The sequence below is a fragment of the Sporichthyaceae bacterium genome (assembly GCA_036493475.1).
Classification (GTDB): Bacteria; Actinomycetota; Actinomycetes; order Sporichthyales; family Sporichthyaceae; genus DASQPJ01.
Genome location: DASXPS010000052.1, coordinates 1 through 25,884 on the forward strand (window position 1 = coordinate 1; position 25,884 = coordinate 25,884).

Here is a 25,884-nt window from a genome sequence, read left to right on the forward strand (position 1 = left end):
AGTTGTTCAGCCTGACCTGGCCGGCCGCAGCAGGGGGCCGGGTGAGCTCCTCCAGTGCCAGTGCCAGCGCCGGCACCGCACCCGCCAGGACCGCCGCCCCCTGTCCCACCTGGCACCGTCGTTGCATCTGTACCTCCCGAGCCGGACCCTGACGCGCAGGGCAGGTAACCCGGACGAGTCCCCCGGCCGGTGGCCGCTAGACTTGTTTCTCGGCCCACCGGCCGGGCGCTCGTAGCTCAACGGATAGAGCATCTGACTACGGATCAGAAGGTTGGGGGTTCGAATCCCTTCGAGCGCGCAGCTGCGATGCAGGTCAGGGCCTGACAACCGGAAGATCTCCGGCGGTCAGGCCCTCCTCGTTGCACGGAATTGCACGAGACCTCGGATCGCACGGCCGACATCGTCCGTTCGGCCGCCAACTGCGAGACCTGCGCGGCCCAGCGGCACTGCACCTGACGTCGTCGTGACTGGCGAACGCCGGCAGGCTCGGGCCGACGCGAAGTAGGTTCGTGGCCGACGACGACCCGGAGACGTCTAGCTCTCAGCGGCCTGCCGAAGGCGTTCGGCCCAATCGAAGGAATCGCCCAACCATTTCGCGTCGCTCGACTTGCGGTAGCCGGGCGCGTTCGTGAGTAGCTCCCATACCCGTTCCGGCGTCGCGGCGATCTCGCATTCCGTTGCGAAGCCCATCGTGTACGGCATGGAAACAAGTTACGCGTCGATGCGGTTGGTGCGCGCAGCCTGGCGCCATGCGCCCGTGACGAAGCTGGGCTGTCAGTTGTGACGCTGGGTCAGGGCTTCGGCTTGGACCAGTACTCGTTCATCAAGTCCATGGCTTGCTGCAACGTCATCGCAGCCACTTCCCCCTCGGGAACCCTCAGTTCGGTGATCAGCGCGTAGACGAGGTCTGCGGGCAACGCCTCGGCCGGGACGGGCGTCTGTTGTCCCGGCCGGATCGGCTTGATGCCGTCGTCCACGCACGACCAGAACTGATCCTCTGTCACTGCGAGCCGGCTGGACCCGAGGATCTCCGACCACAACCTCGGACCGTACGTGTCGGCATTCGCCGGACGAGAGACGCGAGTTCGCAGGATGCGACCATCGGCCAGCGGTAGCTCGTAGGTGATGTGATGGCCGACGCTGCGCCCCCGGGCGTTACGGACGAGTTCCCAGCCCTCGGTCTCACAGAACTTCTGGTGATGGCACCGCGATCCCGGACGGCTCACCGGTTTTGCGCCACCGGTGGCAGTAGCCACGCCTTGAGTTGGTCGTCATTGGCCAGCTCAACGATCTCGACAACGTCCCAATTGTCCTTGTGGTTAGGCACGCCGAAGAGGCGCTCGTTCCAGTCCTCGGCGTACTCACGCAGGGCGTCCATCAGGTCCGTGATCGCGGCGTCGAAGGTGTCGCCGTCACCGTGCACCGGCAGCCCGGGCAGCAGTGCCGCCCAGCCGCCACCCTCGGCGACCACAACAGCTCTGGCCGGGCGAACCTCCATCAGCTTGTTGAGCAGCCGCGCGGCGTCGACAACGGCGTAGCGCTCACTCTTGCGCGACACGGTGATGACACGGCCGACGTGCGCGTCGTCGAGCAGCGTCGGAAGCTCGTCGCGTGCCTGCGTGGTGGTCGGATAGTGGAAGGTCACCGGCCCATGGTGACCGGGTACGTTGAGTACGTCAAGTACTTCGCGTACTTGCCTTTCAGTCCCCAGCGCCGACCTGCGGAAACGCGGTGCTCATCGGATGCGATCAGCAGGCTGGGGGTGGGGCCGCGTGGTCGTTCGGAGCCCAATCGAGCTGATCCCCGCCGCGAATCTGCCGCCACCCTCGAGCCGGTCCGACGGGCCGGGCGGCGTCGGTCAGCCAATAGGTGGCGTCCGGGTGCCAGCCGGCGATCATCGTCGCGGCGTCGTCCATCGGAAGGGCGCGGGTGGCGCCCTCCAGGTAGGCGCTGACCGTGAGGTGCACGCCGTCGTACTCCGCCGCGACCGCGGCCCAGTCCGGGATCAACCAGCGACCGGACCATCCGCTCACCCGCCACCAGTCATGGCGCCGGGCGGGGGTGACGTCGAGCGGGTGAGCCCTGGTCAGGGCCACCCAGTCGGCGGCGCCGCCGATCTCCAGGACCCGGGCGTCCGGATCGATCTGCAGCGGGCGCACGAGGGCTGAGGAGAAGTCGCCCTGGCATTCCTCGACGAGGAACAGCAGCGATGCGTCATAGGGCGGCAGCGATCGGGTGCTCTCGATCAGGCCGTGGGTGGTGGGCGCCGACCACCAGGATCCGCTGACCCCGCCGAGCGGCTCGGGCGAGTGGAGTTCGCGGCGGACCTCGGCTGCCAGCCGGGTCGACCACCCGTGCAGTGCGGCGCTCGCGCTGACCGGGTCGGGGTGCGCGGCGCCGTGCTCCCAACGCACGACGTGCTGCCGATCGAACGCGACCGCGCTCGACCACCACTCCGCGCCCGGTGCCGTCGCCAGCGCGCGGGCCACCGGCAGCAAGGCCGCGCGCACCTCCGGCGCATCGAGCAGCGCCTCGCGCGCAAACGGCGCCTGCCAATACATCGCCGAACACACGCTGTCCGCCAGCGGGTGCAGCAGCTCAATCTCGCCCAGCGCGCTCACCGGTGCACCGTCGAAACGGGTGAGCGCCGCCAGCGCCTCGTCGATCAGGTCCGGCGTGGGACCGTCATGGCTGCGGTGCCAGACCGCGCTGAGCCTTGGGTCGTGCGCGGCGGCAACGAGCAGGCACAGCTCCCGCCCGCGCGGCCCGTCCAGCCACGCCTGTCCGGTCACCCCGTCAGATTAAGCAACTCCCGCCTGCGTCGCACCCGAGTAATGCCGGTTGACCCCCGGCAGCAGCGCGAGCGACATGACCAACAACCACGTCCCGTAGAACACGACGCCGAACCAGAACACGAAAATGCCGTGCCAGGCGAACGGGCCGGTCTTGACGAAGTACGCCATCAGCGCGGGCACGAACGAGATGGCGACCCAGACGTTGAGGTAACCGACCCACCGTGGCAGCAGCGGGTCCGGGCGGTCGTCGGAGAAAATCCCCCAGGCGATGACCACGCCCTGCAGGGAGAACGGCCCGACCGGGGTGAGGAACAGCAGCCAGCCGAGGTCGTGCAGCGCCTGGGTGGTGTCCGGGTTGCGCTCCGGATGGAACGCGGCCACCTCGAGGACGACCATCGGGATCACCAGCAGTGCGAAGGTCACCGCGCCGATGATCGCCTGCAGGATCGCCAGCACCGGCGTGGCGCCATCCGCCATCCGCCACAGCTGCAGCGTGATCAGCGCCAGCACCGGCGCGATCAGGCAGACGCCGAGGCTCGCCAGCATCAGCCCGACGCGGATCGACGTCAGGTGCTGCGTGTAGTAGTGCACGACCTGCGCGGGTGTCTGGTTGGCCTTCGGTGGCACCGGTAGGAAGCGCGCCAAGGTGAAGCCGGCCAGCGCCACGACGAGTCCGGCGATGCCGCACCACGCGCAGGCCAGCTCGGTGATCCGCCCCCGCGGCCGGGCCGGCGCGGTGGCGGTGGAGACATCGGGCAGAGTGGCGGCATCCGTCATGAGCACGAGTCTGGCGTACTGCGAAAATCGAGCCATGGAGCAGGCAATCCAGATGGTCGGCGCGCTGTTCGTGCTCGGCGGATTCGTGGCCAACCAACGCTGGGGGTTGCGCTCGGATGCCCGTTCGTATCTGCTCGCCAATGCGGTCGGCGCCGCGATCCTCACCGTGTGCGCCGTGCTGAATTCCCAGCCGGGGTTCGTGTTGTTGGAGGGGGTGTGGGCGGTGGTCTCCACGGTGGGCTTGATCCGGGCCCTGCGGCCGGGTACCCCGTCTAAGGCCCCGGGTCTCGGGTAAGGACGCGACTGTGCCTACCCATCGCGTCGTGATTATCGGCTCCGGCTTCGGCGGCCTGTTCGCCACCAAGCACCTGCGCCGGGCCCCCGTAGAGGTGACGCTGATCGCCCGGACCACCCACCACCTGTTCCAGCCACTGCTCTATCAGGTCAGCACCGGGGTGCTGTCCCCCGGCGAGATCGCCCCGGCCACCCGGGAGATCCTGCGCCGCCAGCGCAACGCCCGGGTACTGCTCGGCGATGTGGTCGACATCGACGTGAACGCCCGGACGGTCACCTCGACCTCACCGTTGGGCAGCACAACCACCGCGTACGACTCGCTGATCGTCGCGGCCGGCGCCGGGCAGTCCTACTTCGGCCACGACGAGTTCGCCGAATACGCGCCGGGCATGAAATCCATCGACGACGCCCTGGAGCTGCGCGGTCGGATCTTCGGCGTGTTCGAGTTGGCCGAACTCACCCGTGATCCGGTGCTGGCCCAACGGCTGCTCACCTTCGTGGTGATCGGCGCCGGTCCCACCGGTGTGGAGATGGTCGGTCAGATCGCCGAACTCGCGCACCGCACGTTGCCCCGGGACTTCCGCGCGATCGATCCCAAGCGCGCCCGCATCGTGTTGGTGGACGGCGCCGATGAGGTGCTCGGCTCGTTCGGTCCGAAGTTGGCCAGGGCCGCGCGCAAGCGGCTGGAGGAAATGGGCGTCGAGGTACAGCTCGGCCAGATGGTGGTCGACGTGGACGCCGAGGGCGTGGTGCTGGCCGACAAGGCGGGCAACCACACCCGCATCGAATCGTCCTGCAAGGTGTGGGCAGCCGGGGTGTCCGCCTCCCCGTTGGGTCGCCGGCTCGCCGCACAAACCGGCGCCGAAACCGACCGCGTGGGCCGGGTGAAAGTGAACCCGGACCTGACGCTGCCCGGCCACCCCGAGGTGTTCGTCGTCGGCGACATGGCCACGCTGGACCACCTGCCCGGCGTGGCCCAGGTGGCCATGCAGGGCGGGAAGTTCGCGGCCAAACGCATCTCTGACCGCCTCGTCGGGGAGAACCCGCAGCAGCCCTTCCGGTACTTCGACAAGGGCAACATGGCCACCATCTCCCGGTTCAACGCGGTGGCCCAGGTGGGCAAATTGCGCTTCTCCGGGTTCGTCGCCTGGCTGCTCTGGTTGGTGATTCACCTGATCTATCTGGTCGGGTTCAAGAACCGGATCACCGCACTGCTGCATTGGACGGTCAGCTTCATCGGCCGGGACCGTTCCGAGCGCACCGCGACCGCGCAACAGGTCTATGCGCGCACGGCGTTGCGTCGGCTGCCTGACATCGAGTCTGAGACCTGGGGCCTGACGCCGCCCGGCGGGTGAAAGCCGGCACGTAACCCTCGGGTGCCATCCTTCGCGCATGAAGGTGACCTGGAAGGACGCCCCGGAGGAGCACGATTACCCGGCCGCGGCCGCTTACCTGTCGTTGCTGTTGCCCGCCGATGCAACGGACGCGGCGGTGACGTCGTTGCGCGCCGCGGAGTGCACCGCCCGCAAGGCCAAGGACATCCTGCGGGCCTCTGGGCTGGCGTTGCTGCCCAAGGACAACCCGCACGTGGCCGCGGATCTGGACAAGGTGCACGACGGGAAGACGCTCTCGCCGATCCTGCTCGTCCAGGGTGAGGTCCGCTGCGGTCGGCCGTTGCTCATCGCCGATGGCTATCACCGGGTCTGCGCGAGCTACTGGCTGGACGAGAACACCGACATCCCGTGTCGGTTGGGGACCTGCCCCGAGCTCCCTCGATGACCTTCGCGCATCTCTGCCTGGTCGTCGCGGTCGGGCTGTTCGGGCCGCTGCTGGCGCTGCCCAAGCGTTGGCACGTGCCGGTGGTGGTTGGCGAACTGGCTGCCGGGGTGGTGCTCGGGCCGACCGGGACCAAGACGTTGAACGCCGCCTCGCCCACATTCACCTTTCTGGCGGACATCGGCTTCGCCTTGGTCATGTTCGTGGCCGGTACGCACGTGCCGGTGCGCGACCCGGCGCTGCGGCCGGCGTTGAAGCACGGGCTGTTGCGCGCGGTCGGGGTCGGGGCGATCGCGGTGGCGTTGGGCGCGGCGCTGTCGCACGCCTTCGACACCGGGCACACCGCGCTGTACGCGGTGCTGATGACCTCCTCGTCCGCGGCGCTGATCCTGCCGATCGTGGACTCGGTCGGACTGTCCGGCCCGACCATCGTGCAGTTACTGCCGCAGGTGGCCGTTGCCGACGCGGCCTGCATTGTGTTGTTGCCGTTGGCCATCGAACCCTCCCGGGCGGGCCGTTCGGCGCTCGGTGCATTGGCGGTGCTGGCCTGCTCGGCCGCGTTCTGGGTGTTTTTGCGCGAGGCGGAGCGCCGCGGGTGGCGGGAGGCCCTGCACGAGGAGAGCAAGCAGCGCAGCTTCGCAATGGAGCTGCGCATCAGCCTGCTGGTGCTCTTCGGCCTGGCCGCGATCGCCGTCCGGACGCACGTCTCGATCATGTTGGCCGGGTTCGGACTGGGCATCGCGGTGACCGCCGTGGGCGAACCGCGCCGGTTGGCCCGTCAGATGTTCGGCATCACCGAGGGCTTTTTCGGCCCGCTGTTCTTCGTCTGGCTCGGGGCGTCATTGAACCTGCGGGCGTTGGGCGACCACCCGAAGTTCATCGGCCTGGGCCTGCTCCTCGGCCTCGGCGCCGTGGCCACCCATGCCGCGATGACGGTCACCAAGCAACCGCCGGCCGCCGGTGCCCTGGCTGCGGCGCAACTGGGTGTCCCGGTTGCCGCGACCACCCTGGGTCAACAGCTGCATCTGCTTGCGCCCGGCGAGCCCGCCGCGCTGATCCTGGGTGCGCTGGTCACCATCGCCGTGGCGACGCTGGCCGGTGGGCTGCTGGCGCGCGGCGGCGCCGCTCAGAGCCCGCCGCGGAACTCGATGTCCGCGGGTGCCACCACGGGGGAACCCAGATCCAGCTGAATCTGGATGTGGTACCCGATGGGGATGTCCCGCGGGTTGCCCAGATAGTGCTGCCCGTTGAAGAACGCGGTGACCGGGCCGTGGAACGGACCGATCTGACTACTCGTCAGCGGCTGGCCCCACACGTCGAAGAAGTCGCCGAGGGTGAAGGTGCGCGGCACCGGAGCCTCGATATGGATCATCCCGTCCGGGGTGTGCGTGTGCAGCCAGGCGAAGCAACTGCCGTTGGTGACGAACACGTTCCCGTCGGGCTTGTGGTCCAACGTCCAGGGCGGGCCGATACCGATGCCGTAGGGCACCTGCTTCTGCGCACCGTTGATGAAGATGGCCAGCCGGGAGTGCACGTGGAAGAGCAACTTCTCGCCCTTGTCGCAGCGGATGCCGTCCGCCAGCGGACCGGGCGACAGCACGGCGGGCGGGGCGAGCACCGACCCGAACGGAATCGGCATGTCCTCCGGGCCGGGGGTGCCCGCCGGGCCGGGCGTGGCCAACGGGCCGAGCCCGTCGAGTGAACCCAGCAGGAAGGGCGCCACGGTGGGTGCCGGTGGGTGCGTCGCGTACGGCGAGGCACTCGGCGATGGGGACGCCGAGGGACTCGGGGACGCGACGGGCACCGACGTGGCGCAGCCGACCGCGCCCAGGCCGACGGCAGCGAGGATGAACAGGGGGGCGCCCCAGCGGGAGATCACCAGACCAGAGGTACCAGACGGTGCCGAACCCTCGACATGTACTCGGTGTAACCGGCGAGATTGCTCGCCAGGAACTTCTCCTCGTCCAGCGCACGCACGGCCAGCACCGCGCTCAACACCACGCCCGGCAGCAGCGCCCACAGCGAACCCAACGCCAACGGCTGTGCGATCAGCTGCAGCGTCAGGCTGCTGTACATCGGGTGGCGGACCAAGGCGTACGGGCCGGTGGAGACCACCTGCTGGTTCTCTTCCACCTGCACAGTCGCCGCGGCGTAGCTGTTGGTCTTGAAGACCAGGAACACCATGTACAGCGCGACCGCCATGAGCGCGAGCCCGACGACGCACACCGGGGCGGAGACCGATGACCAGTCCCGGCGATGGTCGGTGGCGGCCACCGCCATGGTGGTCAGCATCAGCAACTGCACGACGCGTTGGACCTTCTGCTGCGCGGCGGTCTCCTCGCTGCGCGCCCGCACGCCCTGGCCCAGACGCCGCTCCAGCAGCGCGGGGTCCTTGCGGTACAGGTACAGCGACGTCGCCGCGTCCGCGAGGAAAAGGACGGTGACGAAGGCCCAGGCCTGCCAGTAGTGGAAGGTCCAGGCGAAAAGCATCAGGAAGGCGACGCGCACGATCAGATGGCGAATCAGGGTGGCGACGGCACGTGAACGCAGGCTCATTGCGCCACGCTATTCATGATCGATTTCAGGATTCGCCCGCGGAACAGTCACCGCCCCAGCAAGCGATTTCCATCGGTAGGTCGGTTGCGGGCAAGAACACGTCAGCCCACGCTCAACCGCCGCGACGTGCGGCGGCCCGGGTTCGGGCAATCTCCTCGGCGAACGGGTTGGGCGCGATCCAGTTGGGGAACGCCCGCACCAGCCGGGTCGGGCCGTGCACCTCGATCAGTCCGTCGCCGACCTCACGCCGCCACGGGGTGCGCCCGGAGTACCAGCGGTGCAATGCGTGATTGTCCCCGGAGACCACCAGGTCCACCTCGTAGCCCGGGTCGATCTCACAACCGGTCGCGCCGTTGCGATGGTCGGTGACCAGCCACGCCCGGCCCGGCTTGGCCCCGGTCGCCCGGAACTCCACCGTGGTCCGCCCGGTCGGCACCAGATCCAGGTGCACCCGGCGGTGCAACTGCCAGACCACCCAGGCGATGTCGAGTTCGTTGTCCTCGGGATCCAGGAACGCCCAGCGCACAGCCCAGTTGCCCACCGACCAGACGACCTCCTCCAGGTCCCGGCCGGCCGCGGTCAGGTGGTACTCCTGGTGCCCGCCGACCGCCGCCCGTTCCAGAATTCCGCGGTTGACCAGCGTGCGCAGTCGTTGCGAGAGCAGGGTGCGACTGATCCGCGGGATCCCGCGGTGGATGTCGTTGAACCGGTGCGCGCCGAGCATCATCTCGCGCAGGATCAGCAGGGTCCAACGGTCGGCGAGACATTCCGCCCCGGCCGCGATCGGGCAGTACTCCGCATACGTCGCCATGGTCGAAGTATCCGACGTGGCGTCATGTCTGTCCGGTACAGGTTGTGTACCGCCGCAGTACTGATGCTGTACTGGTCGCGCACCGTGGCCCGCACGCAGGGTAAGTACATCGATCCCACCCCCTGGAGGAGCCCAGCATGACCGAGTTCCCGGCCATCACTCACGTCGCGGTCACCGTGCGTGACCTGAACGTGAGTCGGCCCTGGTACCGCAACCTGTTCGGCGTCGACCCGGTCCTCGACGAGGACACCGGCCCGTTCCACCACGTGGTGTGGTTGATCGGCGGCACCCTGATCGGCATCCACGCCTTCCCCGACGGGGACAACGCCCACGCCTTCGACGAGCGCCGCCCCGGCCTCGACCACGTGGCGTTCGGCTGTGCCAACCGGGCCGAACTCGAAGAGTGGATGAACCAGCTGGACAAGCTCGGCGTGCAGCACGGCGGGATCGTCGACGCCGCGTACGGCTCCGGGCTGTCCTTCCGTGACCCCGACAACCTGCCGCTGGAGTTCTTCGCCCCGCCGGGCTGATGACCCATCAGCTATGACCGCGACGACGCCCGCGGGAAAACCACGGGCGTCGCCGTTGGGCCCGCCGGCATGCTGGGTCGGTGAAACCGGGTAGTGCGGCACGGCTGGGCATGCTCGCGTTGCTGTGGGGGTCCAGCTTCTTGTGGATCAAATTCGCGCTGCGCGGGGTCAGCCCGTTGCAACTGACCACGTTCCGCCTGATCATCGGCGCAGCGCTGGTGCTCGTGGTCATCCGCAGCCGCGGGCTGCGGTTACCCGCTGAGTCGAGCACCTGGGTAGCGCTCGCCGTGGCCGCGGTGTTCGGCAACGTCATCCCCTACACGTTGTACGGGGTCGGCGAGCACACTGTGGACTCCGCGGTGGCCGGCGCGCTCAACGCCACCACGCCGCTGTTCACGTTCGTGTTCGGCCTGACCGTAGGTGTCGACCGGCAGCTCGGGCAACGCCGGCTGATCGGGTTGGCGCTCGGTTTCCTCGGCGCGCTGGTCCTGCTGGAGCCGTGGCACAACGCGCACGGCACGCTGCGCGGGTCGCTGGCCTGCCTCGGCGCGGCGGCGAGTTACGGCGTCTCCTACGTCTACGCCAGTAAGCGAGTGATCGGCCGCGGCCATCCGCCGATCGTGCTGGCCGCGGCGCAGTTGACCGTGGCCACTGGGCTGATGTTGCTTCTGCTGCCGTTCGCCGGACACAGCGCGGTGCACCTGCACCCGAAGGTGCTGTTCGCCGTTGTCATGCTCGGTATCGCCAGCACCGGCTTGGCCTACATCCTCAACTACCGCCTGCTGGCCGATGAGGGCCCCGCGGCCACCAGCACCGTCACCTATCTGATGCCGCCGGTGTCCGTGCTGCTCGGCGGACTGGTGCTGGGCGAGCCGTTAGCGGCCAACCTGGTGTTCGGCGGCATCGTCGTGTTGATCGGTGTGGGTCTCGCGCAACGAGGCCGCGCTCAGGTGGGAATCGAGCCGACCTGAACCTGCTCCGGCACCGCGGGCACCAGCACCGCGACGCGCGGACGGGGTCCGCGTCGTCGAATCAGCAGCGCCCCGTACACCGATTCGGCCAGGTCTCCGGCCAACCGCAGCCCGGTACCCGGCGCCGCGTCGGTGGTGAAGCCGAGCCCCTCGTCCGCGACCTCCACCACCACCGAGTCGCCGAGCGCCTCGACGGTGACGGTGATCTCGCCGGCCCCGTGCCGGATCGCGTTGTCCAACAGCACATTGAGCACCTGGCGGACCACCGCGGGGGCGCAGCGCGCCGCGGGTACATCGTCGCAACGCAACTGCACCCGCCGGGACTCCGGCGGGCGCAGCCGCTGCACCGCGGCGCGGGCCTCCGCGGCCACGTCACACTGGGCGTCCAACGCGCTGCCCCGGACCAGGATCAGGTCATCGACGATGGTCTGCAGTTGGCGGGCCCGGTCCAACGCGGTGTCCACCGCCTCGCAGTGCGCGGCGGGGTCGGCCGCGGCGGTTTCCAGCCCGGTGAGCAGGCCGGCCAGTGGCGTGCGCAGTTGGTGCGACACGTCGCGGGTGAAGGCACGTTCCCGGTGCACCACCGCGCCGATGCGCCGCGCGGTGTCCAACAGTGCGGCGCCGGCCTCGTCGGTCTCCCGCACCCCGGATCGGGGCAGCGCCAGGTCGAACGCGCCGTCGCCCAGCGCCCGTGCGGCCACCGTCAGTTGCTCCACCGGCGCGGCCACACCGCCCGCCAACCGCCGGGCCAGGATCCGTACGGCGATCATGGCGGCCGCGGCCAACGCGATCAGCGCTGCCCACCAGCCGGCGATCTGCAGGATCAGGCCCTGCAGCGGCAAGGCAGCGCGCACGCTGCCGACGACCTGCCCGTCAGTGATCACCGGGACCACCACGGCGATCTCGCCGGATTCGCGGCCGTCGTGCGAATCGGCGTCCGCGGCCCTGGCGGCCAGCCCGGAACGATCCGGCCCGTGTCCCCAGCCGCGCGCGCCGTCGGTGGTGTAGACGGCGATGCGCGCGGAGTCCTCGGAGGTCGGAATCGTCAGCGGTTGCCCCGGTTGCACCGGGCCGTCGCCGACCGACGCCACTGCGCGGGTGGCATCCCGCTGCAGATCGGTGACCGCGTCGCTGTGCACCAGCACGCCCACCGCGATGGCCAATGGCACCGCGAACAGCAGCAACGCCACCCCGGCCGCGCCGAGGATGACCCGCTGCACGCGCATACGCAGCGAGACCTGACGTTCGAGGTGGCCGGGACTGCCCACATTCGCAGGGTAAGTCGGCGATCTCAGGCGCACGCCGCTTTCACCGGTCCGTGACCGGGCCACGGCGCAGTCGCGCGCGGGTGAGCGCGAGGCAATGGGAAGGGGCCGCGCCGGTGAGCCCGCTGGGGCATTTTTCCGGTTCGCCCCGCAAACGGGTGACATCCTCGAGTAATCGCCACCGGCGGCGCGCAATCTGCTTCACCCTGAGCGGATGCGATGCGGGCGGGCAACCCGGGCAGTGGCCGCGGTCGGCGCGGTGACCGCGTTGGCCGCGTGCGGCGCGCAGCTGTCCGCGATGCCCTTCCCGCCGGCCGCCGCCGCGCCGATCCCGAGCGCAAGCGCATCGCCCATCTCGTCCGCGGGAAGCACCGCGAACCGGGTGGGTCCGCCGCCGCTGGGGTCGGTGCCCGACGGGCAGCGTCCGCCGCAGATCGTGGTGGTCGCCTTCGACGGCGCCGGGGTGGCGGTCGGCAACAAGTACCCGATGTTCCAGTTCTGGCGGGACGTCTCACGCCAACACAACGCGCGATTCACCTTCTTCCTGTCCGGGCCGTACCTGCTGCCGGAATCCGACATCGGCAAATACCTCGCCCCGCAGATCGGGCCCGCGCACAGCGGGTTGGGCATGGAGGTGGACGGCGTGCTGCCGCTGCCCGGCCAGACCCCGCAGGACGCCATCCGGTTCGAGCTGGAGGAACTGCGCGACGCCAACGCCGAGGGCAACGAGATCGGCACGCACTTCAACGGGCACATCTGCGGTGGCGGGCGCGGCTCGGTCGGTGCGTTCACCGCATCGGACTGGGAGCAGGAGATCGACCAGTTCGACCAGTTGCTGGACAACGCCAACCAGAACAACAATCTCAACCCACCGGTGAACCTGGGCTTCACCAGCAAAGACGTGGTCGGCTCGCGCACCCCGTGCCTGGAGGGCAACTTCACATCGTTGTACCCGGTGCTGGCCGAGCATGGCTACCGCTATGACACCAGCCCGACCCCGGACACCACCTGGCCGCTGCGCGGCACGGCGGACACCGGGCCGAGCAATCTGTGGGTGTTCCCGCTGGCCTGGGTGAATTTCGCCGGGACCACCCACCACGTGCTGTCCATGGACTACAACATCTGCTTCCTGCACGACGGCTGCCAGACGTCGCAGAGCTACCCGAGCTCGGTCACCGACCGGTGGCGACAGCAGGCGTTGGACACCTACCGGCACTACTTTGAGCAGAGCTACACCGGGGACCGGGCACCGATCTACCTGGGCAACCATTTCGAGATGTGGCACGACGGCGCCTACACCGACGCGCTCGCCGAGTTCGTCACCGAGACGTGCGGCAAGCCCGAGGTGCGCTGCGTGAGCTACCGCGACCTGGCCGACTGGCTGGATACGGTCCCGGACGCGCAGCGACACGCCTGGCGCATGGGGGAATTCCCGCACTATGTGGATTCCGACCCGCCGCCCTACGGCGAGCCGGTTTCCGGTGCCCCGCAGCCGCAGGCCGCACCCCCGATTCCGACGCCGTAATCGGAGCCGAAGTCACTTACCCGGCCCGGGCACTGCCCGGGCCTAAGATCAACTTCATGTTCGCTCTGCGCGGGTACCGGTCCACGGTCAGCGCTGTCGCGGCCCTGCTCGTGCTGGCCGCGTGCAGCAGCAACAACGGGTCGAGCAAGTTCGCCGCCTCCGCGGTGGACTCCGACTCGGTGACGGTCGGCTGGTGTGATCCGGGTGGTGCGCTGATCCCGTCCGACGTGGTGACCCCCTGCGGCGCGCAGGTGCTCAACGCAGTGACCGCGCGGCTGGTCAGCTACGGCTCCGACGGTTCGGTGCAGCCGAACCTGGCCGGGGCGATCGACACCGACGACGCCAAGACCTACCGGATCACGCTCAAGGAGGGGATCACGTTCTCCGACGGGTCCCCGATCACCGCGCACAGCTTCGTGGACGCCTGGAACTGGGCGGCGTACGGCCCGCACAACCAGGCCGAGGCGCTGCTGCTCTCCCCGATCGCCGGTTTCCGGGACGTGCACCCGCTCGACCCGGATGGCACGGAGGGCCTGCAGTTGCCGCCGCTGCCGACCACGTCGGTGATGAGTGGGCTGGCCGTGCTCGACGATCACACCTTCACCCTCGAGCTGGACTCGCCGGACCCGACGTTCCCGCAACGGCTGGGCATGATCCCGTTCGCGCCGCTGCCGCCGTCGTTCTTCGCCGACGACGGCGCGAAGTTCGGCCAACAGCCGATCGGCGCCGGCCCGTTCAAGGTGGAGTCCTGGGACCACGGCCACGAGCTGGTGCTCAAGGCCGATTCGCACTACGTCGGCAACAACAAACCGGTGGTGCAGCGGGTGGTGTTCCGCAGCTACTCCGACCCGAATGCGGCCTACAACGACGTGGTCGCCAGCAAGCTCGATGTGCTCGACACGGTGCCGACGAACCTGCTGAGCGGCGGGAAGTTCAAGGACGACCTCGGCGACCGTTGGGTGAGCAGTCCACGGGCCTCGCTCACCATGCTGCGCTTCCCGAAACGCCCCTTCGACCGCGGCTACGACAGTCAGTCCCTGCGTCGCGCGCTGTCCGAGGCCATCGACCGACCGGACGTGATCGAGAACACGCTGGGCGCCACCGCCACCGCGGCGAGCGGCTGGGTGCCGCCCGGCGTGGGCGGCTACGAGGCGGCCCGCTGCGCGCAGGTGTGCACCTACAACAAGGAGGACGCGCGCAGGCTGTACCGCAACTCCGGCGGGCACTCCGGTGACCTGGTGATCACCTACGACGCGAGCACCGATGGGGCCCCGTGGAACGCGGTGTGCTCCTCGATCCATGAAGCCCTGGACAAGACCTGCACCACCCGGGCCATGTCCGGTGATCTGCTGCGGCGCAACGCCGACGAGGGCCGGTTGGCCGGGATGATGGCGCAGACCTGGACCATGGACTATCCCTCGATCGAGGATTTCCTGACCCCGCTGTACTTCCAGGAGCCGCTGTCCAACAGCTCCTCGCAGTACAGCTTCGGCACGTCCAACGGCTCCCGGTTCAGCAACGACGACGTCAATGACGCGATCGTCAGCGCCACCGCGGCCACCAAGATGGACGCCGCGTTCTCCGATTACCGGGCCGCCGAGGAGAAGCTGCGCGACGACCTGCCGTCCATCCCCCTGTGGTACGGCGCGACCGTCGGTGCGTTCTCCGACCGGGTGCACAACGTCGCGTTCGACGCCTTCGGCTACCTCGACCTGAGCAAGCTGACCATCAGCAAGTAACGCTCCGTCAGGCCGTTGGCCGGATGTCGTCGACGCCCAACGAGGTGTTCGGCAGCACCCACTGATCGGGGCCGGGGCGTCGCCCGGTCAGCACCCAATCGACCAGCCAGGCCAGTTGGTGGCTGATCAACGGTGGCACCGCGTCCCCGACGTGCCGGTAGCCGTTGTTCAGTCCGCCGCTGAACCGGTAGTCGGCCGGGAATCCGTTGAGGATGCCGAGCTCCCGCACCGAACACAGTCGGTCCTGCTCGGGGTGGGTGTACCGGCCGTTGCCGACGTGGGAGCACTCCCGCTTGATGGTGGGCGCGGGCCGGTCCCAATGCATGCGGCCGTACACGTCGGGGTGGCTGCCCAGGTCCCGCCGGGCCAGCCGGTCGCGCATGGTCGGGGTGAGCAGCGGCGCGCCGTCAGGGTGGTCAGCCAGGTCGAACCACGAACCCCCGTCGTGCGGGGTGGCCACAATGCGCCGCCACGCGGTCTCGTCGCGGGTCATCGAGCAGGCGTGCGCCGGATCGTCGGGGTCGACGCCGCCGTTGGCCAGCGCTGGTAGGTGCCAGATGGCGCGGCGCACATGGGTGGCCTTGGGGTCGACCTCCAGGCCCTGCCAGAGCTCGTCGAGGCCCGGCACCGTCGTGGCGCCACGGACGGCGACGACCAGCGCGCGTTCTCGCTTCTGCGGCAGGCCGAAGCGGTTGAGCAGATGGGTGGTCGCGTGCACGCCGTAGCCCTGCTTGCGCAGCGCCGCGGTGAGCGCGGCGAGGTGGCCCCGGTGGCGACCCATGACCAGCTCGCGGGCGTTCTCCATGACCAGCACCTCGGGCGCGAAGGCTGCCACGAACTCCGCGGTGCGGCGCACCAGGGAGTTGCGCGGGTCATCGCGCAGGTGGTTGTCGGCCAACGTGCGGGAGAACCCGGTGCACGGAGGGCAGGCGATCAGCACGGTCGGGTTCGCGGTCAGACCCATGGCCGCACCGAGCTCGTCGGGGTCGACGGCGCCCAGATTCGCTGCCGTCGGGGTCAGTCCGAGGTTGGCCGCATACGTGGCGTTGCAGGCCAGGCTGCCGGCTTTGCTGCTGGGCTTACCGAACTGCGCGTCGGCCGCGCCGACCAGCCGGAACCGCGGGTGCGCCGCGAACCCCGCGCTCGCGCCACCCGCCCCGGAGAACAGGTCGACGACCGTTGCCGCCATCCCGGCATCATCACCCGCGAAGCCCGGTGCCGGCGGGACCAACTCACCCGAGTGTGTAGCTACGCAGCTTTCTGCGCCCTTAGCGCCTGCACAACTACACACTCGGGGGAGTTAGGCAGGTTCGGGCCAGCCGGTGTAGGCCTGCGCCAGGAATTGGGAGGCGGCGCGGGATTCCACCACGGCGCGTAACTCGGCCAACTGTCGACGCCGGTCGAAGTCGCCGGCGTCGGGCAGCTGATGCAGCAGCGTGGTCATCCAGTACGAGAAGTGCTGGGCCCGCCACACCCGGTCCGCCGCGCGCGTCGGGTACTCGCCGAGCAGCGTGGGGTCGGCGGCGGCCAACGCGCGGGGCAGCACCTCGGCCAGCAGCCGGGCGTCGTGCAGCGCGAGGTTCAGGCCCTTGGCACCGGTCGGCGGGACGGTGTGTGCGGCGTCACCGGCCAGCAGCAATCGGCCGTACTGCATGGGTTCGTGCACGAAGCTGCGGAAGGGCAGCACGGCGCGCTCCAGGATGTCCCCCTCCCGCAGCAGCAAGCCGTTGGGGTTGCACCGGGCCTGCAGCTCGGCCCACACCTCGGCGTCGGACCAGGTGGTGGGGTCGGTGTCCGGGGCACATTGGAAGTACAGCCGTTGCAGGGTCTCGGTGCGTTGGCTGATCAACGCGAACCCGCGCGCGGAGTGGTTGTAGACCAGTTCCGGAGCGCTGCGACCGGCGTTGGCCAGGATGCCGAACCAGGCGAACGGGTACTCCCGGAAGTACTGCCGACAGACCCCGGCCGGCACCGCGCGCCGACACACCGAGTGCGAGCCGTCGGCGCCGACCAGGTAGTCGCAGTGCAATTCGGCGGTTGCCCCGTCGGCCTCGCGGTAGGCCACCCGCGGGGGGTCCAGGCCGAGCACGCTGACCTCGGAGATGCCCCAGCGGATGTCGCTGCCCGCGCGGTCATGAGCCCGGCCCAGGTCGCGAACCACCTCGGTCTGTGGATACAGCCACACCGTCGCCCCGGCCAGCTCGACGAAGTCCAGTCGGTGCGCGGCGCCGCCGAACGCCAACTCAATGCCGCGGTGCTCGTCGCCCTCGGTCAGCACGCGGGCGGACACCTCGGCGAGCAGCCGCACACTGTCCCGCTCGAGCACCCCGGCGCGCACCGTGGTCTCAATCTCGTCCCGGCTGCGGTGCTCGAGCACCACCGCCTCCACCCCGGCGGCGCGCAGCAGGTGAGCCAGCATCAGTCCGCACGGCCCGGCGCCCACGATGCCCACCGCGGTGCGGGTGACGTTCACCCCGGTAGTCAATCGCACGTGACGTTCACCCATCGGGACGTGTGCGCTGGTCACCGGCCCCGGGTGCGGCGCTAACGTCGGGCCGTGAGCTCCAGCGAGCAACAGCTCGTCGACGCCGAGATCGCCACCATCGCCGCGGCGCACGCCGACGCGCTCGCCGCCGGGTCCACGCCGGGTGCCGAGCCGAGGCTGGACTACCCGCCGTACCGGGCGACCCGGCTGCGCCACCCGAACCGTCCCGCGGTGCCCACCGAGTTCACCCCCGCCGAGCGAAGCCGGATGCGGATGCGGGGGTTCGACCCCGCCGATGCCGACCTCACGGTGGGCGGCGAGGGCGAAGCGATCGGCGAGCGGATCATCGTCACCGGGCGGGTTTTGGACACCCGTGGGCTGCCGTTGCCCGGTCGGCTGGTGGAGGTGTGGCAGGCCAACGCGGCCGGCCGCTACCGGCACGCCGCGGACGTGCATGACGCCCCGCTGGACCCGAACTTCACCGGCAGCGGTCGCTGCCTGACACGGCCGGACGGCGAGTTCACCTTCACCACGATCAAGCCCGGCCCGTATCCGTGGCGCAACCACGAGAACGCCTGGCGCCCCGCGCACATCCACTTCTCCGTGCTGGGGTGGCCGGGCGAGCGGCTGATCACCCAGATGTATTTCCCCGGCGACCCGTTGCTGGATCTGGACCCGATCGCCCAGTCGGTGGTCGACCCGGCAGCACGGCAGCGGTTGATCGCGCGGTACGACCCGGAGGTCGGGCAGCCGGGCCGGGCCACCGGCTACCGCTGGGACATCGTGCTCGGCGGACCTCCCGGGGGGTTGTGGTGAACGGCGCCATCACCCACGATCCGACGCCCGGTCAGACCGCCGGCCCGTTCTTCGGCATGGCCCTGCCCAACCCCGAGCTGACCGATCTGGTCTCCCCGGACCACCCGGACGCGGTCACCCTGACCGGACTGGTGCTGGACGGCGACGGTGCGCCGCTGCTCGACGCACTGGTCGAGGTGTGGCAGCCGCGATCCTCCGGTGGGGTGCGCTGGGGTCGCTGCCCGACGGACGTGGACGGGCGCTACCGATTCCGGATCAGCGCCGAGGGCGACTGGGTCACCTTGGTGGTCTTCGCCCGCGGGTTGACCGACAAGCTGATCACCCGCGCCTACCTGGCGAGTTCCTCCGAGGACGCGTTGTGGGCCGGGCTGACCCCGGAGCACCGGGACACCCTGCGGGTCAGCGAACACGGCAACGAACGGCACTTCGACATCCGGCTGCAAGGTGCCGACGAGACGGTGTTCCTGGTCCCCCGGCAGGATTAGCCGGGTGAGCGACCTTCTCTGGCCCGGTGACCACCGGGCCGGGAACTGCTGCAGTGACGCCGCGATCCTCGCCGCGATGATCGAGGTCGAGCGGGTCTGGCTGGGCGTGCTCGCCGAGTTCGGAATGTTCGACGCCGATGCGCTGGACTCCTTGGAGCTGTCCGCGGACCTCCAGACGGTGGCTGCCGCGGCCGAGCAGACCGGGAACCCGGTGCCCGCGTTGGTCGAGGCCTTGCGGGAGCAGTGCGCGTCGTCCCATCCGGTGGCCGCGCACTGGTTGCACCGCGGGCTGACCAGCCAGGACGTGTTGGACACCGCATTGGTCTTGTGCCTGCGCGACGCCGTGGGGCGCGTGGTGACGGCGCTGCGGGCCCAGGCCGAACACCTGGCCGAACTCGCCGGGACGTATCGGGACGCCGTGGCCCCCGGCCGCACCCTGGGCCGCCCGGCGGTGCCGACCACGTTCGGGCTGACCGTGGCGAGCTGGTTGGCCGGCGTGCTGGACGCCATCGACGACGTAGATCTGTCCATCAATCAGTTACCGGTGCAGCTGGGCGGCGCGGCGGGCACCCTGGCCGGGGTGACTGAGCTGCTGGGCGATCCCGGTGACGCGATCGCGGCGAGCGACCGACTGGCGTCGGCGCTGCGGTTGGCCGGCCGCCCGCCCTGGCACACCCACCGCCGACCGCTGACCCGCGTCGCCGATGCCCTGGTGGCGTGCAGCGACGTCTGGGGCCACATCGCCAACGACGTGTTGCTGCGGTCCCGGCCGGAGTTCGGCGAGCTGTCCGAGGGGTCGGTGGCCGGCCGCGGCGGCTCGTCCACCATGCCCGGTAAGGAAAATCCGGTGCTGGCGGTGCTGATCCGCCGCGCCGCGATGACGGCCCCGGGCCTGGCCGCGCAGGTGCACCTGGCTGCGGCGAGCACCGTCGACGACCGGCCGGACGGGGCCTGGCACACCGAGTGGGCGCCGCTGCGCACACTGGCCCGCCGCGCGGTGGTGGCCGCGGAGCAGACCACGGAGTTGGTGGTCGGTCTGGTGGTACACCCTGATCGCCTGCGGGCCAACGCCCGGGCTGTGGCCGACACACTGCTCGCCGAGCGGGAAGCGTTGCACGCGGTCCGCGGTTTGTCCGAGGAAAAAGCGACCGTGGACGACTACCTCGGCGCGGCCGGGTTGCTGATCGATGCGGCCCTGGCGCGGGCCGCACAGTACATCGGAGGAACGGTGCCCCATGGTCACCATCACGATCACTGAGCTGGCCCCCGGCGGGCCCGGCGCCCCGGTGCTGGTTGTCGGTCCGGCCCTGGGCACCACGACGACCACCATCTGGGGCGAGGCAGCCGGGCTGCTGGCGGGACGGTTCCGAGTGCTCGGCTGGGACCTGCCCGGTCACGGCGCGAGCGCCCCGGCCACCGGGTTCTCCATCGCCGAACTCGCGGCGGGCGTGCGGGCCGCGGTGGACCGCACCGCAGGCGCGGCGACGGTCTTCCACTATGCGGGGGTGTCGGTCAGCGGCGTGGTCGGGCAGCAGTTGCTGCTCGATGCGCCGCAGCGCCTGCACAGCGCCGTCCTGCTGTGCACCGGATCGAAGATCGGCGATCGGGCCGGTTGGCTGGAGCGCGCCGCGGGCATCCGGGACACCGGGAGCGCGGTCATGCTCGACGCGTTGCCCGAGCGCTGGTTCACCGACGACTTCATGGCCGCGCAGCCCGACCTGATCAAACAGATCGGCGCGGAGGTGGCCGCCGCGGACGACAACTCCTACGCGGCGTTGTGCGAGGCGCTCGGCGATTTCGACGCCCGCGCGCGGCTGGCGGAGATCGCGACGCCGGTGCTGTGCATCGCCGGTGAGGTGGACCCTGGCACCACCGTGCCGATGCTGCGGCACATCGCCGACGGCGTGCAGCACGGGCGGCTGGTGGTGCTGCCGGGCGTCAGTCACCTGGCACCGGCGCAGGCCGCCGACGACGTGGCGCGGTTGATCGCCGAGCACACCGTCACCGTGGTGCCGCCCTCGCCCACGGCCGCGCAGACCCGGGCGGCGGGGATGCGCATCCGCCGTGAGGTGCTCGGCGATGAGTACGTCAGCGGGATCGTCCCGTCGACGGCCGGTGCACCGATCCAGGACCTGATTGCCCGTCACGCCTGGGGCGACGTGTGGACCCGGCCGGCCCTGGACGTGCGCACGCGCTCGGTGATCGCGATCGTGGCGTTGGTGTCCCGGGCCCATCACGAGGAATTGGCGCTGCACCTGCAGGGCGCAAAGCGCAACGGCCTGACCGACGAGGAGATCGCCGAGATCCTGCTGCAGTGCGCCATCTACTGCGGCGTGCCCGAGGCGAACAGCGCCTTCCGCGTCGCCCGCCGCGCCCTCGGCTGGACCTAACCCCCGCTGACGTCAGCGAAACCGCGGCTTCTAGGGCGCTTTCGCTGACGTTAGGTGGGTAATCCGGCGGCGGTGGCGACGGCCTGACGGAGGTGCGTCAGGCCGCCGGAGAGGGCGAGGGCGGAGCGGGCCCGGCGGTAGTAGAAGTGCACGTCGTGTTCCCAGGTGAAGCCGATGCCGCCGAGCAGGTGCACGGTCGCCTCGGTCTGGGCGCGGTAGCCGTCACCGGCGCGCAGCGCGGCGACGTAGCCGGCCAGCTCGGCCTCGGCGTCGCCGCTCGCAGCGGCGTGGGCGGCCCAGCGGGCGGCGGCGGAGACGGTACGCAGCTCCGAGTACAGCTGCACGCACTGGTGCGCGACGGCCTGGAACGAGCCGATCACCCGGCCGAACTGCTCGCGGGTCTTCGCGTACTCAACGATTGTGTCCAGGCACCACTCCAGCCCACCGGCTGCCTCGGCCGCCAGCGCCAGCCGCAGGTGGGCGCCAACTGCGGCGTCCACCACGGCGGCGTCGCCCACGGGCACGCAGGCCGCGTCGGCGAACTCCACCGAGCACAGCCGCCGAGTCAGGTCCAGCCCGGCCATCTGAGTGACCGTCACCCCAGCACCCGCTTGGACCGCGAACATCGACTCACCGGCGGGCACCAGCAGCAGGTCCGCCGCGTGCGCATACGGCACGAACTGCACCCGCCCGGTCAGCCGACCGGCAGCGTCGGCGGTGACGCCCGTGCCAGTGGCCACCGTGGCCACGCACTCACCCGCGGCGATAGCGGGTAGCCAACGCTCGGCCGCTGCGACGTCCCCGCCCGCCAATAACGCAGTGGTGGCCAGCGACGTGCCGAGGAAGGGCGCGGGGAACAGCGCCCGCCCCAGCTCCACGTGCACGGTGTTCACTTCGAGCATCCCCAGGCCCAAGCCGCCCAGCGACTCCGGCACGGTCAGCCCGCACAACCCGATGTCCTGCGCGACCGCCTTCCACAGCCCGGCCGGGTAGCCGGCGGAGCTCTCCACGCAGCTGCGCAGTGCCGCGGAGTCCACCTGGTCCGCGCACAGCCCGCGCAGCGTCGCCGCCAGATCCCGCTCGTGTTCGGCGGAGACGAGACCGGTGCTCAAGTGGGCCTCGGCAGACCGAGCACCCGCTGCGCGACGCTGTTGCGCAGCACCTCGTCGGTGCCGCCGCCCAGCCGGTATCCCGGCGCACCGAGCATCAGCGAGGTCCAGGCGAACGTGCCCCACTCGCCGGTGTCCGCGACCGCGGCCTCGCCGAGCACGTCGGCGACGAACTCCCCGACCCGGCGCATGTTGTCGGCCAGCGCGACCTTGTTCAGGGCAACCTCGGGGCCGGGCGCGGTGCCCGCGCGCGTCTGCGCGGCGATGACCTCGTTGGTGTAGCGGGCCGCGCGCAGCCGGGAGATGAGCTCGCCGAACTCCGCACGCACCACCGGGTCGTCCTGCTTGCCCGCGGCCCGGATCACCCCGACCAGTCGCTGCGTGGACAGGATGCCGACGCCGCCGAATGCGCTGTGCCCCATGGCGTTGCGCTCGTGCGCCAACGTGGTCAGCGCTACCTTCCAGCCCTCGCCCTCGCCGCCGATGCGCCGGGAGTCCGGGACCACCACGTCGTCGAAGAACACCTCGTTGAATGCAGCGCCCCCGGTCATCTGGCGCAGCGGGCGCACCAGAACACCGGGGGCGTGCATGTCGAGAAGGAACGCGGTGAGATTGCCGTGTCGCGGCTCCGCCGCGGTGCGGCAGATGAGCTCGCCGACGTCGGCCAGGTGCGCCCCGGAGGTCCACACCTTGGCGCCGGTGATCCGCCAGTTGTCTCCGTCCCGCACCGCCTTGGTGGCGATCGAGGCCAGGTCGGAGCCCGCGCCGGGCTCACTGAACAACTGGCAGGCGACCTGCTCTGCGCTGTACAGCTTGGGCAGCCACTCGGTCTTCTGCTCCTCGGTGCCCCAGTTCAGCAGCGTCGGCGCGATCATGCCCAGGCTGATGGTGAGCATGCTGTCGCCGGGCACCTGGTAACGCCGCGTCACTTTTTCGAATTCGCGTTGATGCTCGCCGGACAGACCCGCGCCGCCGTATGCCGTGGGCCCGGTGAGCCATCCGAAGCCGGCGTCCCACAAGCCCTGCCGCCAGGCGCGGACGGCCGGCATCGCCTCGGCCTCGTCGGCGGGGTCGGGCTCCTGGAACACCCGGACCTCGTCGCTGCCCACGCCCCAGTCGAAGCGGGTCGGGCCACGGTTACCCGCCTTCGGGTAGTGCGCGGCCAGGTACTCCTCGGCAGCAGCGGCGAGTTCGGCCGGGGTCGGGTCAGTCACGTCGGGCTCGACGACCGGCAGGGCTGGATTCCTCGCTGCGGCTGGGCAGCGCGATCACCGCGGAGCCCGGCATGACCACCTCGCCGCGTTGGTTGATCGCCGCGGTGCGGATGTCCACCACATGTTCGCCGTCGTCGTCGATGCGCTTGCCGACCACCGACCCGGTCAAGCGCACCACGTCGGACAGGTAGACGAACTTGCGGTACTCGGCACGGGCCTGCTTGACCCAGGCGTGGTCGCCGGACCAGTGCGTGAGGTGATGCAGTTGCCAGCACTGGCGTTGGAAACCCACGTCGTACTGGAACGCGACGCTCATCGCCCGGGCGGCCTGCAGGTTGTAGTGCACCGAATAGATCGGCTCCTTGCCGCCGGTGACCGGGTCGCGGAAGGCCCAGGCCGGGTGGGCAGCGTAGTCGTGCAGCGCGGCGGCATGCGCCTTCAACCGCGGGATCGGCGTGCCACCGCCGGCCACGAACGCGATCTCGTCAGTCATCCCGATCGGGCCCTTGGTGACCACGTCGAGTTCCTGACCCTCCGTCACTTCCTCCCAGTACCGGGGATCGGCGCCACGGCAGACCTCGGCCAACACCTGCTCCTCGATCGCCAGCGCCTCCTCCTCGGTCCACGGGTGCGGCAGCACCGGCTGTACGTTGGCCGACCCGCCGTCCTTGCGCGCCGCGGCGTTGCCGCGCTCGAAGTTGATGACGTTCCACGCGATGGTGGCAATCAGTTCGCCGCGCTGGTTGGTGTAGGAGTTCAGGAACTTGTCGGTGACGGTGCGCCCGGCGAAGCTGCTCGGCGACGGGCCGTCGAAGCCCTGGTACTTCAGCCCCGCGTCGACCACGTCGCCCCAGTAGACGGGGCGTTCGAAGTGCAGGGTGGACTCGGAGTGGAACGAGCCCAGCCCCGGCCAGCCGAACTGGATACCGGAGAAGCAGCCGATGATGAAGGACGGCGGGGCCACCGAGCCGGCGTAGGGCGAGGCCGCGGCCAACTGCGGGTCGGTCCACAACGGGTTCACGTCGCCGATGCCGCCGACGAACTTGGTCACCGCGATGCGAGAGGCGAATTCGTTGTTCACCGAGTGGTCGATGCGCAGATCCGCGCCGATCTTCGCGGTCATCGACGCGATCATCTCGTCGGTGATGACCGCCTGCGGCATCTGCGCCTGTGCTTGTTCCTCCACCGTCACGCAGTGAAGTCTATTCGTCATTAGTCTAGTTGTCGAGTATTGGATACTGGAGTAGTTTGCCGCGGGTGACGTTCGAGTGGGCCACCGAGATCACTCGGCGCAGCCGGGGCGTGCCGTCCCCATGTACTCCCCGCGCCGCACGCACGTCGTCGACCCAGTAGCTCCAGTAACCCGAAAGCGCAGAACCGCACGTGAAATCGGGCATTTTTACGTACCGTTCTGCGCTTTCGGGGTGAACGGTCGGCCTCAGCCCGGATCGCCGACGCCGCGGCGCACCGTGCGCAGGTCGTCGGCGATCCGATCCGCCGTGGCGTCATCGATGCCACCCATGCCGAAGCTCACCGCACCCAGTGCCTCATTGGCCGCCTCGACCTGGGTCACGCCCTTCGCGGTGAGCTTGGCCAACACGGTGCGCCGATCGGTCGGATGCGGCTTGCGGGTGACCAGCTTCGTCTTCTCCAACTGGTCGATGACCATGGTGACCGTGGTCGGGTGCACCAGCAGCACCTTGCTCAGTTGACCCAGCGGCCGGGCATGGTCCTCCGACATCTGCAGGGTGATCATCACCAGCCACCCGGTGCGGGTCAGCCCGACGGACTTCAGCGCCCTGTCCACCTCGTCGGTGACCACGGCGGTGGCGCGCAGCAGCGAGGCCATCGCGGCGAACTGCGAGGGGCAGGCAACGCCACGCTCCTCCCACTTGTCCTTCATCCACGCGACGGCGTCGACCGCCCTGGCCTGGCTCATCAGTGCTCGATCGCGTGGCGGGCGAAGTCCGGCTTGCGCTTCTCGGCGAAGGCGACCGCGCCCTCCTTGGCCTCGTCGGTCACCGCGAACACATCCAGACCCGCCATGGCCAACTGGCTGAGCCCACCCTGGTGGTCGGTGTCGGCGTTGAACGAGTGCTTGAGGAAGCGGATCGCGGTCGGGCTGTAGGCGGCAAGTTCCTCCACCCATTCCTTGGCCGCGGGCAGCAACTGTTCGGCGGGCACCACCTTGTTCACCAGACCCCAACGTTCCGCGGTGGCCGCGTCGTACTGGTGCAGCAGGAACCAGATCTCCCGAGCCCGCTTCTCTCCCACGACCCGGGCCAGGTACGCCGAGCCGAACCCGCCGTCGAAGGACCCTACCCGCGGGCCGGCCTGACCGAACGT

28 protein-coding genes and 1 tRNA gene are annotated in these 25,884 nt (G+C 69.9%); 13 read left to right on the top strand and 16 right to left on the bottom strand.

The features are described from left to right. Positions 1 to 225: 225 nt before the first annotated feature. Positions 226 to 298: transfer RNA gene (locus tag VGJ14_05855), tRNA-Arg, on the top strand. A gap of 236 nt (positions 299 to 534) precedes the next feature. Here the strand turns inward: VGJ14_05855 and VGJ14_05860 are convergent. From VGJ14_05860 to VGJ14_05880, 5 genes are all read right to left on the bottom strand, one after another. Further along, positions 535 to 702: a hypothetical protein gene (locus tag VGJ14_05860; protein ID HEY2831931.1), complete on the bottom strand. Its 168-nt coding sequence runs from the start codon at positions 700 to 702 to the stop codon at positions 535 to 537. Positions 703 to 791: 89 nt separating this feature from the next. Beyond that, positions 792 to 1,226, bottom strand: a complete 435-nt coding sequence (locus tag VGJ14_05865; protein HEY2831932.1) for a hypothetical protein — start codon at positions 1,224 to 1,226, stop codon at positions 792 to 794. Then, positions 1,223 to 1,645 (bottom strand): hypothetical protein, encoded by a 423-nt coding sequence (locus VGJ14_05870; GenBank protein ID HEY2831933.1) that lies wholly within the window; start codon positions 1,643 to 1,645, stop codon positions 1,223 to 1,225. Before VGJ14_05870 ends, VGJ14_05865 begins: the two co-directional genes overlap by 4 nt. Before the next feature lie 103 nt (positions 1,646 to 1,748). Next, positions 1,749 to 2,792, bottom strand: coding sequence for a hypothetical protein (locus VGJ14_05875; GenBank protein HEY2831934.1), 1,044 nt, complete (start codon positions 2,790 to 2,792; stop codon positions 1,749 to 1,751). Between the two features lie 9 nt (positions 2,793 to 2,801). Next, entirely contained in the window at positions 2,802 to 3,572 is a 771-nt protein-coding gene (locus tag VGJ14_05880) for a hypothetical protein (protein HEY2831935.1), read from the bottom strand. Between the two features lie 34 nt (positions 3,573 to 3,606). Between VGJ14_05880 and VGJ14_05885 the strand changes: the two genes are divergently transcribed. From VGJ14_05885 to VGJ14_05900, 4 genes are read left to right on the top strand one after another with little or no spacing between them, the layout of a single operon-like run. Continuing rightward, positions 3,607 to 3,867 (top strand): hypothetical protein, encoded by a 261-nt coding sequence (locus VGJ14_05885; GenBank protein HEY2831936.1) that lies wholly within the window; start codon positions 3,607 to 3,609, stop codon positions 3,865 to 3,867. Between the two features lie 28 nt (positions 3,868 to 3,895). Continuing rightward, complete coding sequence (locus VGJ14_05890; protein ID HEY2831937.1) at positions 3,896 to 5,221, top strand: NAD(P)/FAD-dependent oxidoreductase; 1,326 nt, start codon at positions 3,896 to 3,898, stop codon at positions 5,219 to 5,221. Positions 5,222 to 5,258: 37 nt separating this feature from the next. Continuing rightward, positions 5,259 to 5,645: a hypothetical protein gene (locus VGJ14_05895; GenBank protein HEY2831938.1), complete on the top strand. Its 387-nt coding sequence runs from the start codon at positions 5,259 to 5,261 to the stop codon at positions 5,643 to 5,645. Further along, a complete protein-coding gene (locus VGJ14_05900) occupies positions 5,642 to 6,832 on the top strand; it encodes a cation:proton antiporter (protein ID HEY2831939.1) in 1,191 nt (396 codons plus the stop codon). Before VGJ14_05895 ends, VGJ14_05900 begins: the two co-directional genes overlap by 4 nt. Here the strand turns inward: VGJ14_05900 and VGJ14_05905 are convergent. The 3 genes from VGJ14_05905 to VGJ14_05915 all read right to left on the bottom strand — a co-directional run bounded on the left by VGJ14_05905 (position 6,769) and on the right by VGJ14_05915 (position 9,009). Continuing rightward, positions 6,769 to 7,521 (bottom strand): hypothetical protein, encoded by a 753-nt coding sequence (locus VGJ14_05905; protein ID HEY2831940.1) that lies wholly within the window; start codon positions 7,519 to 7,521, stop codon positions 6,769 to 6,771. The genes VGJ14_05900 and VGJ14_05905 overlap by 64 nt on opposite strands. Beyond that, positions 7,518 to 8,198, bottom strand: a complete 681-nt coding sequence (locus VGJ14_05910; protein HEY2831941.1) for an isoprenylcysteine carboxylmethyltransferase family protein — start codon at positions 8,196 to 8,198, stop codon at positions 7,518 to 7,520. The genes VGJ14_05905 and VGJ14_05910 overlap by 4 nt, the downstream gene beginning before the upstream one ends. Positions 8,199 to 8,310: 112 nt before the next feature. Further along, positions 8,311 to 9,009: a helix-turn-helix domain-containing protein gene (locus VGJ14_05915; protein HEY2831942.1), complete on the bottom strand. Its 699-nt coding sequence runs from the start codon at positions 9,007 to 9,009 to the stop codon at positions 8,311 to 8,313. A 137-nt stretch (positions 9,010 to 9,146) separates the two neighbouring features. Between VGJ14_05915 and VGJ14_05920 the strand changes: the two genes are divergently transcribed. Further along, positions 9,147 to 9,539, top strand: coding sequence for a VOC family protein (locus tag VGJ14_05920; GenBank protein ID HEY2831943.1), 393 nt, complete (start codon positions 9,147 to 9,149; stop codon positions 9,537 to 9,539). A gap of 80 nt (positions 9,540 to 9,619) precedes the next feature. Continuing rightward, positions 9,620 to 10,510 (top strand): DMT family transporter, encoded by an 891-nt coding sequence (locus VGJ14_05925; GenBank protein ID HEY2831944.1) that lies wholly within the window; start codon positions 9,620 to 9,622, stop codon positions 10,508 to 10,510. Here the strand turns inward: VGJ14_05925 and VGJ14_05930 are convergent. Continuing rightward, positions 10,486 to 11,778 carry a HAMP domain-containing sensor histidine kinase gene (locus VGJ14_05930; protein ID HEY2831945.1) on the bottom strand — a complete coding sequence of 431 codons (1,293 nt, stop codon included), beginning with the start codon at positions 11,776 to 11,778 and terminating at the stop codon, positions 10,486 to 10,488. The two genes, VGJ14_05925 and VGJ14_05930, sit on opposite strands and share 25 nt — an antisense overlap. A gap of 211 nt (positions 11,779 to 11,989) precedes the next feature. On the opposite strand from VGJ14_05930, the gene VGJ14_05935 reads away from it, so the two are divergent. Both VGJ14_05935 and VGJ14_05940 read left to right on the top strand, forming a co-directional pair. Further along, positions 11,990 to 13,300 (top strand): hypothetical protein, encoded by a 1,311-nt coding sequence (locus VGJ14_05935; GenBank protein ID HEY2831946.1) that lies wholly within the window; start codon positions 11,990 to 11,992, stop codon positions 13,298 to 13,300. A gap of 56 nt (positions 13,301 to 13,356) precedes the next feature. Then, entirely contained in the window at positions 13,357 to 15,039 is a 1,683-nt protein-coding gene (locus tag VGJ14_05940; GenBank protein HEY2831947.1) for an ABC transporter substrate-binding protein, read from the top strand. Between the two features lie 7 nt (positions 15,040 to 15,046). Here the strand turns inward: VGJ14_05940 and VGJ14_05945 are convergent, their stop codons facing one another. Next, on the bottom strand, positions 15,047 to 16,228 hold the full coding sequence (locus VGJ14_05945; GenBank protein ID HEY2831948.1) for a DNA cytosine methyltransferase: 1,182 nt from the start codon (positions 16,226 to 16,228) through the stop codon (positions 15,047 to 15,049). 111 nt (positions 16,229 to 16,339) lie between these two features. Next, positions 16,340 to 17,530 carry a 4-hydroxybenzoate 3-monooxygenase gene (locus VGJ14_05950; GenBank protein HEY2831949.1) on the bottom strand — a complete coding sequence of 397 codons (1,191 nt, stop codon included), beginning with the start codon at positions 17,528 to 17,530 and terminating at the stop codon, positions 16,340 to 16,342. Positions 17,531 to 17,596: 66 nt separating this feature from the next. Between VGJ14_05950 and VGJ14_05955 the strand changes: the two genes are divergently transcribed. From VGJ14_05955 to VGJ14_05970, 4 genes are read left to right on the top strand one after another with little or no spacing between them, the layout of a single operon-like run. Next, entirely contained in the window at positions 17,597 to 18,340 is a 744-nt protein-coding gene (locus tag VGJ14_05955; GenBank protein ID HEY2831950.1) for a hypothetical protein, read from the top strand. After that, positions 18,337 to 18,825: a hypothetical protein gene (locus VGJ14_05960; GenBank protein HEY2831951.1), complete on the top strand. Its 489-nt coding sequence runs from the start codon at positions 18,337 to 18,339 to the stop codon at positions 18,823 to 18,825. Before VGJ14_05955 ends, VGJ14_05960 begins: the two co-directional genes overlap by 4 nt. 4 nt (positions 18,826 to 18,829) lie before the next feature. Then, positions 18,830 to 20,083: a lyase family protein gene (locus VGJ14_05965; protein ID HEY2831952.1), complete on the top strand. Its 1,254-nt coding sequence runs from the start codon at positions 18,830 to 18,832 to the stop codon at positions 20,081 to 20,083. Beyond that, on the top strand, positions 20,061 to 21,215 hold the full coding sequence (locus tag VGJ14_05970; GenBank protein HEY2831953.1) for an alpha/beta fold hydrolase: 1,155 nt from the start codon (positions 20,061 to 20,063) through the stop codon (positions 21,213 to 21,215). The genes VGJ14_05965 and VGJ14_05970 overlap by 23 nt, the downstream gene beginning before the upstream one ends. A 50-nt stretch (positions 21,216 to 21,265) precedes the next feature. Here the strand turns inward: VGJ14_05970 and VGJ14_05975 are convergent, their stop codons facing one another. From VGJ14_05975 to VGJ14_05995, 5 genes are all read right to left on the bottom strand, one after another. Next, positions 21,266 to 22,327 (bottom strand): acyl-CoA dehydrogenase family protein, encoded by a 1,062-nt coding sequence (locus tag VGJ14_05975; GenBank protein ID HEY2831954.1) that lies wholly within the window; start codon positions 22,325 to 22,327, stop codon positions 21,266 to 21,268. Beyond that, positions 22,324 to 23,538 (bottom strand): acyl-CoA dehydrogenase family protein, encoded by a 1,215-nt coding sequence (locus VGJ14_05980; GenBank protein HEY2831955.1) that lies wholly within the window; start codon positions 23,536 to 23,538, stop codon positions 22,324 to 22,326. Before VGJ14_05980 ends, VGJ14_05975 begins: the two co-directional genes overlap by 4 nt. Next, positions 23,531 to 24,730, bottom strand: coding sequence for a MaoC family dehydratase N-terminal domain-containing protein (locus VGJ14_05985; GenBank protein HEY2831956.1), 1,200 nt, complete (start codon positions 24,728 to 24,730; stop codon positions 23,531 to 23,533). The genes VGJ14_05980 and VGJ14_05985 overlap by 8 nt, the downstream gene beginning before the upstream one ends. A gap of 246 nt (positions 24,731 to 24,976) precedes the next feature. Then, on the bottom strand, positions 24,977 to 25,477 hold the full coding sequence (locus VGJ14_05990; protein ID HEY2831957.1) for a MarR family transcriptional regulator: 501 nt from the start codon (positions 25,475 to 25,477) through the stop codon (positions 24,977 to 24,979). Next, positions 25,477 to 25,884, bottom strand: a 408-nt coding sequence (locus VGJ14_05995; GenBank protein ID HEY2831958.1) for an enoyl-CoA hydratase-related protein, incomplete at its 5' end; no start/stop codon positions are given. The genes VGJ14_05990 and VGJ14_05995, both read right to left, overlap by 1 nt.